Annotated in this window: 13 protein-coding genes; 7 read left to right on the top strand and 6 right to left on the bottom strand. The window is 73.0% G+C overall.

Features of this window, described 5'->3' with window-relative positions:
- Nucleotides 1–2 precede the first annotated feature (2 nt).
- The 4 genes from ACIBNE_RS09855 to ACIBNE_RS09840 all read right to left on the bottom strand — a co-directional run bounded on the left by ACIBNE_RS09855 (nucleotide 3) and on the right by ACIBNE_RS09840 (nucleotide 4,122).
- On the bottom strand, nucleotides 3–1,166 hold the full coding sequence (locus ACIBNE_RS09855) for a PP2C family protein-serine/threonine phosphatase (protein ID WP_399270952.1): 1,164 nt from the start codon (nucleotides 1,164–1,166) through the stop codon (nucleotides 3–5).
- Nucleotides 1,167–1,381: 215 nt separating this feature from the next.
- Complete coding sequence (locus ACIBNE_RS09850) at nucleotides 1,382–2,395, bottom strand: hypothetical protein (RefSeq protein WP_399270951.1); 1,014 nt, start codon at nucleotides 2,393–2,395, stop codon at nucleotides 1,382–1,384.
- A 234-nt stretch (nucleotides 2,396–2,629) separates the two neighbouring features.
- A complete protein-coding gene (locus tag ACIBNE_RS09845; RefSeq protein ID WP_399270950.1) occupies nucleotides 2,630–3,649 on the bottom strand; it encodes an aldo/keto reductase in 1,020 nt (339 codons plus the stop codon).
- Entirely contained in the window at nucleotides 3,646–4,122 is a 477-nt protein-coding gene (locus tag ACIBNE_RS09840) for a MerR family transcriptional regulator (protein WP_399270949.1), read from the bottom strand. The genes ACIBNE_RS09845 and ACIBNE_RS09840 overlap by 4 nt, the downstream gene beginning before the upstream one ends.
- A 154-nt stretch (nucleotides 4,123–4,276) precedes the next feature.
- Here ACIBNE_RS09840 and ACIBNE_RS09835 point away from each other — a divergent pair, with 154 nt between their 5' ends.
- Nucleotides 4,277–5,098 (top strand): serine hydrolase domain-containing protein, encoded by an 822-nt coding sequence (locus ACIBNE_RS09835; protein WP_399270948.1) that lies wholly within the window; start codon nucleotides 4,277–4,279, stop codon nucleotides 5,096–5,098.
- Here the strand turns inward: ACIBNE_RS09835 and ACIBNE_RS09830 are convergent.
- Entirely contained in the window at nucleotides 5,090–5,761 is a 672-nt protein-coding gene (locus ACIBNE_RS09830) for a pirin family protein (RefSeq protein ID WP_399270947.1), read from the bottom strand. The genes ACIBNE_RS09835 and ACIBNE_RS09830 overlap by 9 nt on opposite strands.
- A 78-nt stretch (nucleotides 5,762–5,839) precedes the next feature.
- On the opposite strand from ACIBNE_RS09830, the gene fasR reads away from it, so the two are divergent.
- The 5 genes from fasR to fabF all read left to right on the top strand — a co-directional run bounded on the left by fasR (nucleotide 5,840) and on the right by fabF (nucleotide 10,745).
- Nucleotides 5,840–7,024 carry a fatty acid biosynthesis transcriptional regulator FasR gene (fasR, locus tag ACIBNE_RS09825; RefSeq protein ID WP_399270946.1) on the top strand — a complete coding sequence of 395 codons (1,185 nt, stop codon included), beginning with the start codon at nucleotides 5,840–5,842 and terminating at the stop codon, nucleotides 7,022–7,024.
- Nucleotides 7,025–7,113: 89 nt separating this feature from the next.
- Complete coding sequence (locus ACIBNE_RS09820; RefSeq protein ID WP_399270945.1) at nucleotides 7,114–8,040, top strand: ACP S-malonyltransferase; 927 nt, start codon at nucleotides 7,114–7,116, stop codon at nucleotides 8,038–8,040.
- Nucleotides 8,041–8,055: 15 nt separating this feature from the next.
- Complete coding sequence (locus ACIBNE_RS09815) at nucleotides 8,056–9,057, top strand: ketoacyl-ACP synthase III (protein ID WP_399270944.1); 1,002 nt, start codon at nucleotides 8,056–8,058, stop codon at nucleotides 9,055–9,057.
- A gap of 82 nt (nucleotides 9,058–9,139) precedes the next feature.
- On the top strand, nucleotides 9,140–9,397 hold the full coding sequence (locus tag ACIBNE_RS09810) for an acyl carrier protein (protein WP_399270943.1): 258 nt from the start codon (nucleotides 9,140–9,142) through the stop codon (nucleotides 9,395–9,397).
- Nucleotides 9,398–9,470: 73 nt separating this feature from the next.
- Nucleotides 9,471–10,745 carry a beta-ketoacyl-ACP synthase II gene (gene fabF / locus ACIBNE_RS09805; RefSeq protein ID WP_399270942.1) on the top strand — a complete coding sequence of 425 codons (1,275 nt, stop codon included), beginning with the start codon at nucleotides 9,471–9,473 and terminating at the stop codon, nucleotides 10,743–10,745.
- A 275-nt stretch (nucleotides 10,746–11,020) separates the two neighbouring features.
- Here the strand turns inward: fabF and ACIBNE_RS09800 are convergent, their stop codons facing one another.
- Complete coding sequence (locus ACIBNE_RS09800; RefSeq protein WP_399270941.1) at nucleotides 11,021–11,515, bottom strand: DUF3145 domain-containing protein; 495 nt, start codon at nucleotides 11,513–11,515, stop codon at nucleotides 11,021–11,023.
- 247 nt (nucleotides 11,516–11,762) lie between these two features.
- Here ACIBNE_RS09800 and ACIBNE_RS09795 point away from each other — a divergent pair, with 247 nt between their 5' ends.
- Entirely contained in the window at nucleotides 11,763–12,680 is a 918-nt protein-coding gene (locus tag ACIBNE_RS09795) for an SGNH/GDSL hydrolase family protein (RefSeq protein WP_399270940.1), read from the top strand.
- Nucleotide 12,681: the final 1 nt, after the last annotated feature.

Here is a 12,681-nt window from a genome sequence, read left to right as displayed (position 1 = left end):
CGTCAGAGCGCCCCCGGGCGGACGAGCATCATGATCGCGTCGTCGCCCGGGGCGTCGCCCCTGTGGTGCGCCAGGTCCGACTCCAGGGCGTCGAGCAGCCCGTCGAACTCGGGCCCGGCGTGCGCGCGGCCGGTCTCGTCGGGCTTCTCGGGGGCGGTGAGCGCCGCGAGGCGGTCCACCAGCGGATAGAAGTCGCCGGTGCCGTTGCGGCACTCGGCGACCCCGTCCGTGCAGAGCAGCAGCCAGTCGCCGGGCTCGGGGCGCAGCCGGACCGTGGGGCAGTGGTCGCCCCCGAGGTCGAGCAGGCCCAGCGGGGGCGCCGGGTCGAGTCCCGGGACCCAGCCGATGCCCGCCGCGCCGACCAGCACCGGGGGCGGGTGGCCGCAGCTGAGCAGCTCGACGCGGCCCTCGCGGTCGACGTTGAGCAGCAGGGCGGTGACGAAGCCGTCGCCGGGGTGGATCCGGCCCACCGCCGTGTCCAGGCGCAGCGCGATGCCCGCGAGGAGCGGTTCGTGGTGGGCCAACTCGCGCCAGATGTGCAGCACTTCGGCGGCGGCGGCGACCGCGTCGAGCCCCTTGCCCGAGACGTCCCCGATGAACAGGCGGGTGCCGTACAGGGTGTGCTCGGCGCCGCAGATGTCGCCGCCGACCGTGGCGCCCGGCGTCGCCGCGAGGTACCGCGCGTCGAGGAGCGTTCCGTCGACGGAGGCGGGCGGCCTGGGCAGCACCGCCGCCTGCACGGCCCTGGCCAGCGTCTGGAGCTCGGCGATCCTGGCCTCCTGGCGGCGGCCCCGGCCGACGACGAAGCGCACGAGGGCGGCGGCCGCGAGCGTCGTCGCGGCGGCGGCGCACAGCAGGGACGGCCGCCCCCAGGCGAGTATGCAGACCCCGACGAGCGCCACACCGCCCGCGAGCGCGGCCGCGCGGGTGCCGGCGGCGGAGAGGACCGGCAGTACGGGCAGCAGGGCGACGGCGGACACGACGTGCAGGAACGTCACCGGATGCCTGAGCAGCAGACCGAGCACGACACCGGTGGCGGCGAGGAGGACCGCGGCGGCCATGAGGACCAACTCGGCCGGTGCGGGGGTTTTCCGCCGGTCGGGCTGCGGTACGGAGCGGCGCGACGGATCCTCGACGGCAGCCCCGGGGAGAGGGAGTACGGGCATGGGTGGACCCATCGGACGGGGGTACGGTGGCGACACTTGGAGCGAGAAAGTGTAGCCAGCCCTTCACGCGGCGTGAGCGGGAACATCAAAAGAGCCCCGGGAAAAGGGATGTGCCGCTACGTCCGGACCCGGGGGGCCCGGCGGGGCGGAACTCAGGAGCGGTGGAACTCAGGAGTGCAGGAGTGGCGGGATCCGGGGTCCGGGGATCCCGCCACTCATCCCCTGGCCATCAGCCAGTCCAGGCAGCGCGCCAGAAGCTCTCGTTCCTCGCCCAGCCTGGCCAGGCCGCGGCGGCCGTACGCGCGGCCGAGACGCGAGACGCGCAGGCCGTCCGGAGTCTCCAACAGCAGCGAGCGGTCCGCCAGTTCGGCGAGCGCGACCCCGATCCCCGGCTCCGGGAGCCGGACGTCGCCGCACACCCGGCGGGCGTCCGCCGCGGTGAACGCCCCGGGGAAGACGCTGCACCGCGCCCACAGCAGCCGCTCCTTCGGCGTGCACAGCCGCAGGCTCCAGTCCAGCGAGCCGCGCAGGGTGCGCTGCCGCACGGGCAGCCCCGCCCTGGGGGCCGGCAGGTCGAGGAGCGCGTCCGGGTCGACCGCGCCCGCCAGCAGGCCCTCGGGGCCCACCCGCTCCAGCCTGCCCGCGGCGATGCGCGCGGCGAGCGGCAGCCCGTCGAGGAACGGCCCGATGCCCAGGGCCAGTTCGTGCTCACCCGGGGCGTACGACTCGAAGACGCGGACCGTTTCGTCGACGGTGAGCGGGGCCAGCGGCAGCTCGACGCCGGTCGCCACGGGGGTCCTGCTCGTCGCGACGGTGTGCAGCCGCGGGCAGGCCGCGTGCAGCGCCGCGAACGCCTCCGCGCAGGCGGGGGCGGTGGTCTCGCAGGTCTCGGCGACCAGCAGGACGCGCCGGTCCCCCAACGCACGCGCGAGCGCGGCGAGTTGGGGGAGGCCGGGGTCACCCTCCGTGCGCAGGGCGCGGGCGAGGGCGTGCGGGACGAGGGCGGGGTCCTGGACGCGGTCGAGCTCGGCGCGGCCGATGACGTCCCAGGGTTCGGGGTTCCCTGCGTTCTCGGGGTTCCCTGCGTTCTCGGGGTTCTCGGCGTTCTCGGCGTTCTCGGCGCGGAGCCTGTGGGCCGCCTGTGCCGCGACGGCGCTCTTGCCCACGCCGCCGGGACCGGTGATCGTGACGGTGCGGTGCTCCCGTACGAGACGCACGGCTGTGCGCACCGCCGTTTCCCTGCCGACCAGACCGTCGCACGTTCGCATGTGCCCTTGCCTCTCCGCTCGGTGAGTGCCCGGGTTCAGCGTGGCGGGGGCGGGGACGTGCGGGCATCCGTGGACCGCGGGAATCCGTATACCTATCCCCCGCGTACGGGTACGGGCTCCCGCCGCGCGGGGCGGGGTGGGGGGGAGGCCCCGCGCAGCGGAACCCCCCGCCCGCCCCCGCGGCCCGCCGGAGGGCTAGTCGCGGTCCACCGGGGTGAAGGACATGTCCGCGTAGCGCGTGCCCGCGACCCGCCCCGCGATCGGCTCCAGCGCGGCCAGGTCCGCCTCCGTCAGGACGAGCCGCGTCGCCGCCGCGTTCTCCTCCACCCGGCTCCGCTTCCGCGTCCCCGGGATGGGCACGACCTTCAGCCCGTGCACCTCGGCCCGCGCGTGCGCCCACGCCAGGGCGACCTGCCCGAGGCTCGCCCCGTGCGCGTCCGCGACCTCCCGCACCGGCTGGAGGAGCGCCGCGTTGGCCGCCGCGTTCTCCCCGGTGAAGCGCGGCTGCTGGCGCCGGAAGTCGTCCGCGGCCAGCTCCTTGTCCGCGTGCACGAACGCCCCGGTGAGGAAGCCCCTGCCGAGCGGGGAGTACGGCACCACGGTCACGTCCAGCTCGGCGGCCGCGCCCACCACGCTGTCCTCGATGTCCCGGCTGAACAGCGACCACTCCGACTGGAGCGCGGCGATCGGGTGCACGGCGTGCGCCGCGCGCAGCTCGCCCGCGGAGACCTCGCTCAGGCCCAGCTGCTTGACCTTGCCCTCCCGCACCAGCTCCGCCATCGCGCCGACCGACTCCTCGATCGGCACGTCCACGTTGCGGCGGTGCATGTAGTAGAGGTCGACGGCGTCCACGCCGAGGCGGCGCAGGCTGCCCTCCACGGACCGGCGGACGTACGCCGCGTCGTTGCGGATCTCGCGCCTGGTCGGGTCCTCCGGGTCCATCACGATGCCGAACTTCGTGGCCAGCACGATCTCGTCGCGGTGCGCGGCGACGAAGGGCGCGATGAACTTCTCGTTCTCGCCGAACCCGTACATGTCGGCGGTGTCGTACAGCGTCACGCCCAGTTCGAGGGCGCGCTCCAGCGTGGCGCGCGCCTCGTCGGCGTCGGTCGGGCCGTAGGCGAAGCTCATGCCCATGCAGCCCAGGCCCTGAACTCCGACCAGGGGGCCTTCCGTACCCAGCCGGACCTGTGCGATGCGGTCTTCGGTGCTCATCCTCGGTGCCCCTCGGCGTAGAAGTTGATCTTGTAGTCGAGTACGGCGAGCGTGCCCCTGAGCTCCGCCATCCGCGCGAGTACCGCGCGCCTGGTCTGCTCCAGGAGCGCTTGGCGCGCCTCGAAGGTGTGGTCGCCCTCGCGGACCAGTTCCGCGTACCTGACCATGTCGGCGACCGGCATTCCGGTCAGCCGCAGCTTGGTGATGAGGTTCAGCCAGTCCAGGTCCCTGTTGCGGAAGCGGCGCTGGCCGGTGTGCGAGCGGTCGACGTGCGGCATGAGGCCGATGCGCTCGTACCAGCGCAGGGTGTGCGCGCTGAGGCCGGTGAAGGCCGCGACCTCGCTGATCGTGTAGCGGTCCTGGCCCTCGGGGCGGGGGTGGGGGGTGGGGCCGGTGGCCGTACAGGCGTCTGATTCCGGGGTCGGGTCGGGGGCGGGGTCGGCGCGTATCGGTGTGCTCTCGATCACCGTCATGGGGAACACGCTAAAACCTTCGAGTGCGCTCTAAGCAAGCGGAATTCGGTACGGGTTCCCTGGGGCGTGCCCGCTCGGGGCGGCTGGGTGCGTGCCGCGTGTGCCCCACTCCCGCGCGCGGGCCCGTCGGCTCGTTCCCCGTACGCTCGTGCGCATGCAGAGTCCCGCGTTGATTGAGAACTGGCCCGTCGCCACCGCCTCCGCCGCCGTCGTCCGGGCGGACGGTACCCTCGTCGGCTCCCACGGCCCCACCGCGCACCGCTTCCCGCTCGCCTCGGTGACCAAGCCGCTCGCCGCGTACGCCGTGCTCGTCGCGTACGAGGAGGGGGCGGTCGAGCTGGACGAGCCCGCGGGGCCCGAGGGGGCGACCGTGCGCCACCTGCTCGCGCACACCTCGGGGCTGGCGTTCGACGAGGACCGCGTCTCGGCCGCGCCGGGGACCCGGCGGATCTACTCCAACACCGGCTTCGAGGCCCTCGGCGACCACGTCGCCAAGGCGACCGACATCCCGTTCGCCGAGTACCTCCGCCAGGCGGTGCTGGAGCCGCTCGGCATGACGTCCACCACCCTGGACGGCTCGCCCGCCAAGGACGCCGTGTCGACCGTGGAGGACCTCGTGCGGTTCGCCGCCGAGGTGCAGGCGCCCCGGCTGCTCGACGCCAGGACCGTGCTGGAGGCCATGACCGTGGTCCACCCGGGGCTGACCGGGATCCTGCCCGGGTACGGGCACCAGCGGCCCAACGACTGGGGCCTCGGCTTCGAGATCCGCGGCTCCAAGTCCCCGCACTGGACGGGCGCCTCCTCGTCGCCCCGTACGTTCGGGCACTTCGGGCAGGCCGGGACGTTCCTGTGGATCGACCCGGACGCGGGCGCCGCCTGCGTCGCGCTCGCCGACCGGCCCTTCGGGCCGTGGGCCGTCGAGGCGTGGCCGCCCTTCACCGACGCGGTCCTCGCCGAGCTGCGCGCCTCAGTCTGACGTGCCGTCCGCCGCCCACATCAGGACCTCGGTGGCGGGTGCCAGGGACACCAGGGCCAGGCCCCGCGCGTCCGTGATCCGCGCCGAGTCCCCGGGGGCCAGTTCCTCCGCGTCCGCCAGCAGCACCCCGCCGCGCACCACGTGGAGGTAGACGAACGCCGCGTCCGGCACCTCGGCCCGCTCCCCCTCGCCCAGGCGGCGCGCGTGCAGCAGCGCGCCCGCCCGGGGCAGCGCGTACGGGGTGGCGTCCGCGATGCCGCGCACCACTTCGTACGAGGGTTCGCCGCCCGGCGTCAGCGGCGCCAGCCACATCTGCACGAACACCAGGTCGGCGTCGGAGTCGTTGCGCTCGACGTGCCGCACGCCGCCCGCCGAGCTGAGCCGCTGCACGTCGCCGGGGCGCACCACCGTGGCGTGCCCGGCCGTGTCCCGGTGGGTCAGCTCGCCCTCGACGACCCAGGTGACGATCTCGGTGTGGCTGTGCGGGTGCTCGTCGAAGCCCGCGCCGGGCGCCAGGCGCTCCTCGTTGCAGGCGATGACGGGCCCGAAGCGGAGGTTGTCGGGGTCGTAGAACGGCCCGAAGGACAGGGCGTGCCACGACTCGATGCCGGCCTGCGGGTCGCCGCCCCGGTAGCGGTCGTCCGAGCGCTGTACGCGAATCACGGCCCCACGGTAGCCCCGCGGGGCCGCGTCGGGCCCCGGCGGGGCACGCCCCCGTCCCGATAAGGCACTCTTGTCCCCGTGCCTGAACCCGCCGCGAACGCCGCCCATCCGCACGCCGCGACACTGAAGCGCCTGGAGCAGTCCTCCGGCAGCCTCGCCGCGAGCGCGATCGCCCGCATGGACGAGACGCTGCCCTGGTACCGGGCGATGCCGCCGGAGAACCGGTCCTGGATCGGCCTGGTCGCCCAGGCCGGCATCGCCGCGTTCACCGAGTGGTTCCGGCACCCCGAGACCCCGCAGGCCATCTCGACGGACGTGTTCGGGACCGCGCCGCGCGAGCTGACCCGGGCGATCACGCTGCGGCAGACCGTGGAGATGGTGCGGACGACCATCGAGGTCATGGAGTCGGCGATCGACGAGGTCGCCGCCCCCGGCGACGAGTCCGTGCTCCGCGAGGCGCTGCTGGTCTACGCCCGGGAGATCGCCTTCGCGACCGCCCAGGTGTACGCGCAGGCCGCCGAGGCGCGCGGCGCCTGGGACGCGCGCCTGGAGTCGCTGGTGGTGAACGCCGTGCTGTCGGGCGAGGCCGACGAGGGCGCGGTGAGCCGGGCGGCCGCCCTGGGCTGGAACGCCCCCGAGCACGTGTGCGTGGTGCTGGGGACCGCGCCCGACGGGGACTCCGAGCTGACCGTGGAGGCGATCCGCAGGGCCGCGCGGCACGCCAAGCTCCAGGTGCTGACGGGGGTGCTCGGCGACCGGCTCGTGGTGATCGCGGGCGGCAGCGACAATCCGCTCCAGGTGGCGAAGGCGCTGATCGGGCCGTACGCGGCGGGGCCCGTCGTCGCGGGGCCCGTCGTCCCCGACCTGCTGGCCGCGACCCGCTCGGCGCAGGCCGCCGCGGCCGGACTCAAGGCGTGCGCGGCGTGGCAGGACGCGCCGAGGCCGGTTCTCGCGGATGATCTCCTGCCGGAGCGCGCGATCGCTTCCGACCCTGCGGCGCGCGAGCAGTTGGTGGAGGAGATCTACAGACCACTGGAAGAAGCGGGCTCCGCTCTCCTGGAAACGCTGAGCGTGTACCTGGAGCAGGCGAGCAGCCTCGAAGGGGCCGCCCGGATGCTCTTCGTGCACCCCAACACCGTGCGCTACCGGCTCCGACGTGTGACGGACGTCACCGGCTGGTCGCCCTCGGACGTGCGATCCGCGTTCACCCTGCGGATCGCGCTCATCCTGGGGCGCCTGGCCGACGGAGATTCACAACCCTAGACTTTTGTTGGACACCAACAATTCCCCTGACGGTTCTTCGTCCCTGTCCCCACGGGCGTCCCGGCCCGTCCACAAGAGAGAGTGTGAGGGTGCTCGTACTCGTCGCTCCCGGCCAAGGCGCTCAGACGCCCGGCTTCCTGACCCCCTGGCTCGACCTCCCCGGTGCCGCAGACCGCATCGCGGCCTGGTCCGACGCCATCGGGCTCGACCTCGCCCACTACGGCACGAAGGCCGATGCGGACGAGATCCGCGACACCGCCGTGGCCCAGCCGCTGCTGGTCGCCGCGGGCCTGCTGTCGGCGTCCGCGCTGGACCTCGCGGGCAACGCGCCGGGCGCGGTCGCCGGGCACAGCGTGGGCGAGCTGACCGCCGCCGCGTGGGCCGGCGTCCTCGACGACACGGCCGTCATGAAGCTCGTACGGGGACGCGGTCTGGCGATGGCCGAGGCCGCCGCCGTCACGGAGACCGGCATGTCGGCGCTGCTCGGCGGCGACCCCGAGGTGTCCGTCGCGCACCTGGAGAAGCTGGGCCTGACCCCGGCGAACGTCAACGGCGCGGGCCAGATCGTGGCCGCGGGCACCCTGGAGCAGCTGGCGGCGCTGGACGCCGACAAGCCCGAGGGCGTGCGCCGCGTCGTGGCGCTCAAGGTGGCGGGCGCGTTCCACACCTCGCACATGGCCCCGGCCGTGACGAAGCTGGCGGCCGCCGCGCAGGGCCTGGCCCCGGCCGATCCGACCGTGACGTACGTCTCCAACAAGGACGGCGCGACCGTCGCGACCGGCGCCGAGGTCATCGAGCGCCTGGTCGGCCAGGTCGCCAACCCGGTCCGCTGGGACCTGTGCATGGAGACCTTCCAGAAGCTCGGCGTCACCGCGCTGATCGAGGCGTGCCCCGGTGGCACCCTCACGGGCATCGCCAAGCGCGCCCTGCCCGGTGTGCAGACCCTCGCGCTGAAGACGCCCGACGACCTCGACGCCGCACGCGAGCTCATCGCCGAGCACGGCCAGGCCGGTTAAGGAGCCGAGAAGAGCATGTCGAAGATCAAGCCGAGCAAGGGCGCCCCTTACGCGCGCATCATGGGCGTCGGCGGCTACCGGCCGACGCGCGTGGTGCCCAACGAGGTGATTCTGGAGACGATCGACTCGTCCGACGAGTGGATCCGCTCCCGCTCCGGCATCGCGACCCGCCACTGGGCCTCCGACCAGGAGACCGTGGCCATGATGTCGATCGAGGCCTCGGGCAAGGCCATCGCCGACGCCGGGATCACCCCGGAGCAGGTCGGCGCCGTGATCGTCTCCACCGTCTCGCACTTCAAGCAGACCCCGGCCGTCGCCACCGAGATCGCCGACCGGCTCGGCACGGGCAAGCCCGCCGCGTTCGACATCTCCGCTGGCTGTGCGGGCTTCGGCTACGGGCTGACCCTCGCCAAGGGCATGGTGACCGACGGCTCCGCCGAGTACGTCCTGGTCATCGGCGTCGAGCGGCTCAGCGACCTCACCGACCTGACCGACCGCGCGACCGCCTTCCTGTTCGGCGACGGTGCGGGCGCGGTCGTCGTCGGCCCCGCCAAGGAGCCGCAGATCGGTCCGACGGTCTGGGGCTCGGAGGGCGACAAGGCCGAGACGATCAAGCAGACCGTGCCGTGGACGGACTACCGCGACGGCGCGGTGGACAAGTTCCCGGCCATCGCGCAGGAGGGCCAGGCGGTCTTCCGCTGGGCCGTCTTCGAGATGGCGAAGGTCGCCCAGCAGGCGCTGGACGCGGCCGGGATCACCGCGGCCGACCTGGACGTCTTCATCCCGCACCAGGCCAACATGCGGATCATCGACTCGATGGTGAAGACTCTGAAGCTGCCGGAGCACGTCACGGTCGCACGTGACGTCGAGACCACCGGCAACACCTCGGCCGCCTCGATTCCGCTCGCGATGGAGCGGCTCCTGGCGACCGGGCAGGCGAAGAGCGGCGACACCGCGCTCGTCATCGGCTTCGGGGCGGGTCTCGTCTACGCCGCGACGGTCGTTACCCTCCCCTAGGCACCATCCGGGACCTTCCGGACGCCGAAGAACCACCCTGCATCCGCAGACATTCGTCAGAACACACCGAAGGAGCGCCAACATGGCCGCCACTCAGGAAGAGATCGTCAACGGTCTCGCCGAGATCGTCAACGAGATCGCCGGCATCCCGGTCGAGGACGTCCAGCTGGACAAGTCCTTCACCGACGACCTGGACGTCGACTCGCTGTCCATGGTCGAGGTCGTCGTCGCCGCCGAAGAGCGCTTCGACGTGAAGATCCCCGACGAGGACGTCAAGAACCTCAAGACGGTCGGCGACGCCGCCAACTACATCCTCAACAACCAGGTCTCCAAGGCCTGACGCTGAGCGTCTGTCGCCGCCCGGCGGTGGCGCCGTGAGTTCCGAACCTTCTACACGTGGAGAAGATTTTCCAGTGAGCCCGACCAATCGCACCGTGGTCGTCACCGGTATCGGCGCAACTACACCGCTGGGTGGCGACGCCGCATCGACCTGGGAAGGTCTGCTGGCAGGCCGTTCGGGCGTGCAGCCTCTCGAAGGCGAGCGCTTCGCGGAACTGCCCGTCCGGATCGCGGCCCTCGCGGCCGTCGACCCGGGCGACGTCCTCCCCCGCCCGCTGGCCCGCAAGCTGGACCGCTCGGCGCAGTTCGCGCTGATCGCGGCCCGCGAGGCGTGGGCCGACGCGGGGTACACCGGCAAGGCCGGCGAGGAGGACGACAAGATCCAGCCCGAGCGGCTCGGTACGGTCATCGCCTCCGGCATCGGCGGCGTGACCACCCTGCTCGACCAGTACGACGTGCTGAAGGAGAAGGGCGTACGCCGCGTCTCCCCGCACACCGTCCCCATGCTCATGCCGAACGGCCCCTCCGCCAACGTCGGCCTGGAGGTGAACGCCCAGGCGGGCGTGCACACCCCGGTCTCCGCCTGTGCGTCGGGCGCCGAGGCGATCGGCTACGCCGTCGAGATGATCCGCACCGGCCGCGCCGACGTGGTGATCGCGGGCGGCACCGAGGCGGCGATCCACCCGCTGCCCATCGCGGCGTTCGCCAACATGATGGCGATGTCCAAGAACAACGACGAGCCGCAGAAGGCCTCGCGGCCCTACGACAAGGCCCGCGACGGCTTCGTGCTGGGCGAGGGCGCCGGCGTCGTCGTCCTGGAGTCGGCCGAGCACGCCGCGAAGCGCGGTGCCCGCGTCTACTGCGAGGTGCTGGGCCAGGGCCTGTCCGCGGACAGCCACCACATCGCGCAGCCCGAGCCCTCGGGCCGCGGCATCGCCACCGCGCTCCAGCACCTGCTGGACAACACCGACCTGAAGGCCGAGGAGGTCGTGCACGTCAACGCGCACGCCACCTCGACGCCGCAGGGCGACGTCGCCGAGGTCAAGGCGCTGCGCAAGACGCTCGGCGACGACCTGGACCACGTGGCGATCTCCAGCACCAAGTCGATGACCGGCCACCTGCTGGGCGGCGCGGGCGGCATCGAGACCGTCGCGACGGTCCTCGCGCTGCACCACCGCACGGCTCCGCCGACCATCAACATCGACGAGCTGGACGAGGAGATCGCCGAGGACGGCGCGGACATCGTCCGCGACGAGCCCCGCGCGCTGCCGTCCGGCACGATCGCCGCGATCAACAATTCGTTCGGCTTCGGCGGCCACAACGTGGTTCTGGCGTTCCGCTCGGTCTGATCCGGCCACACCCGCGCAAAGGCCCGCCCCCTACCCGGGAGGCGGGCCTCGCCACACCCCGACGGACGGAGTCCGACGCAGCGGCCCGAAGCCAGCGAAGCGACGCGAGGACCGCAGAAAGAAGGGGCCAACTCGTTCGGCTTCGGCGGCCACAACGTCGTCCTGGCATTCCGCTCGGTCTGATCCGGTCTGTTCCGGGCTGTTCCGGTCTGATTCCGGTCGTACGTACGTGAGGGGCCCCGCACCTGGTGGTGCGGGGCCCCTCGCGTACGTATTCAGACGACCTGGTGCAGCCAGCGGACCGGGGCGCCCTCGCCCGCGTAGCGGAAGGGCTCCAGCTCGTCGTCCCAGGGCTTGCCGAGCAGTTTGGCCAGCTCGGCCTCCAGGACCGTCTCGCCGCGCGCGGAGCGGGCCAGCGCGGCGCGCAGCCGGTCCTCGGGGACCAGGATGTCGCCGTGGATGCCGGTCACCGCGTGGAAGATGCCCAGCTCGGGCGTGGCGCTGTAGCGCTCGCCCTCGGCCGTCGCGGACGGCTCCGCGGTCACCTCGAAGCGCAGCAGCTGCCAGCCGCGCAGCGCGGAGGCGAGCTTGGACGCGGTGCCCGCCTCGGCGCGCCAGGAGAACTCGGCCCGCCAGGTGCCGGGGGCGGCCGGCTGTCTGATCCAGTCGAGCTGGGCCCGTACGCCGAGGACGCCTCCCACCGCCCATTCGATGTGTGGGCAGAGCGCGCGCGGTGCGGAGTGAACGTAGAGAACTCCACGTGTCGTCACCGGGACCTCCAGTGTGGGACGAGCTTCGCCTTCCCCAGCGGCCTCGTGCCCCCAGTAAACAGCATCGGGAGTTAATCTCCTGAAAAGGGACAGTATGTGACGTGTTGTAATTTACCGGAGTCGAAATTCGCCGGGTGGTGGGCAAAAGCTATCGTGCGGCGGCCGCACAGGTGTGACGTACTGTCGGTCCCGGGGCGCCGATTCGCTCAGCATTCACTCGCCAGGACGCCCGGGAGGGGAACACCGCATGCGTCGGAGCCGCTCGAACCGCCCGCAGCTCGCCGCCGTCGCGGCCGCGGCCGCGACCGTTTTCGCCGGTACGGCCGTGCTGAGCGGCTGTGACTCGGGCGGCGGGGGCCTGACCCGGGGCGCGCCGCCCGAGGCGCGCGGGGCCGCGGCCCCGCGCGCCCCCGCGTGGGACCGCTCGCCGGCCTCGCTCGCCGCCGTGGGCGACTCCATCACGCGCGGGTTCGACGCCTGCACGGTCCTGGAGGACTGCCCCGAGGTGTCCTGGGCGACCGGCACGGACCCGGCGGTGCGCTCGCTGGCGTCGCGGCTGCTCGGCGCGAACGGCATGACGGGCAACGTGTGGAACTTCGCGCGCACCGGCGCGCGGGTCGCGGAGCTCGCGCAGCAGATGGGGCAGGCGGCCCAGCGCAAGCCGGGGCTCGTCACGGTGATGGTGGGCGCCAACGACGCCTGCCGGGAATCGACCTCGGGCATGACGGCGGTCGGGGACTTCCGGGCGTCGTTCCAGTCGGCGCTGCGCCAGCTGCGGGCCGCGTCGCCGAAGACGCAGGTGTACGTGTCGAGCGTGCCGGACCTGATGCGGCTGTGGTCGACGGGCCGGGGCAGCGCGCTGGGCAAGCAGGTGTGGAAGCTGGGCATCTGCGCGTCGATGCTGAAGGACGCGGACGACATGGGCGAGGACGCGCAGCGCCGCCGCGCCATGGTCCAGGAGCGCGTGGTCGCGTACAACAAGGTGCTGAGCGAGGTCTGCGCCGGGTACGAGCGGTGCAGGTACGACGGCGGCGCGGTCTTCGACTACCGCTTCGGCAACGGCCAGCTGAGCCACTGGGACTGGTTCCACCCGAGCAAGGACGGGCAGGGCGAGCTGGCGGCGATCGCGCACCGCAACGTGACGGCGGCCCGGCCCCCGGCCTGAG

It is taken from the genome of Streptomyces sp. NPDC050504 (assembly GCF_044458065.1).
In the GTDB taxonomy this organism is placed as follows: domain Bacteria; phylum Actinomycetota; class Actinomycetes; order Streptomycetales; family Streptomycetaceae; genus Streptomyces.
Note: the sequence above shows the minus strand (reverse complement) of the source record. Positions and strands in the feature narration are given on the sequence as shown.

Coding starts and splice junctions, on each gene's coding strand:
- ACIBNE_RS09810 (WP_399270943.1), top strand. CDS start 9,140: ATGGCCGCCACTCAGGAAGAGATCGTCAACGGTCTCGCCGAGATCGTC.
- ACIBNE_RS09840 (WP_399270949.1), bottom strand. CDS start 4,122: ATGACGGTGATCGAGAGCACACCGATACGCGCCGACCCCGCCCCCGAC.
- ACIBNE_RS09855 (WP_399270952.1), bottom strand. CDS start 1,166: ATGCCCGTACTCCCTCTCCCCGGGGCTGCCGTCGAGGATCCGTCGCGC.
- ACIBNE_RS09815 (WP_399270944.1), top strand. CDS start 8,056: ATGTCGAAGATCAAGCCGAGCAAGGGCGCCCCTTACGCGCGCATCATG.
- ACIBNE_RS09795 (WP_399270940.1), top strand. CDS start 11,763: ATGCGTCGGAGCCGCTCGAACCGCCCGCAGCTCGCCGCCGTCGCGGCC.
- ACIBNE_RS09845 (WP_399270950.1), bottom strand. CDS start 3,649: ATGAGCACCGAAGACCGCATCGCACAGGTCCGGCTGGGTACGGAAGGC.
- ACIBNE_RS09835 (WP_399270948.1), top strand. CDS start 4,277: ATGCAGAGTCCCGCGTTGATTGAGAACTGGCCCGTCGCCACCGCCTCC.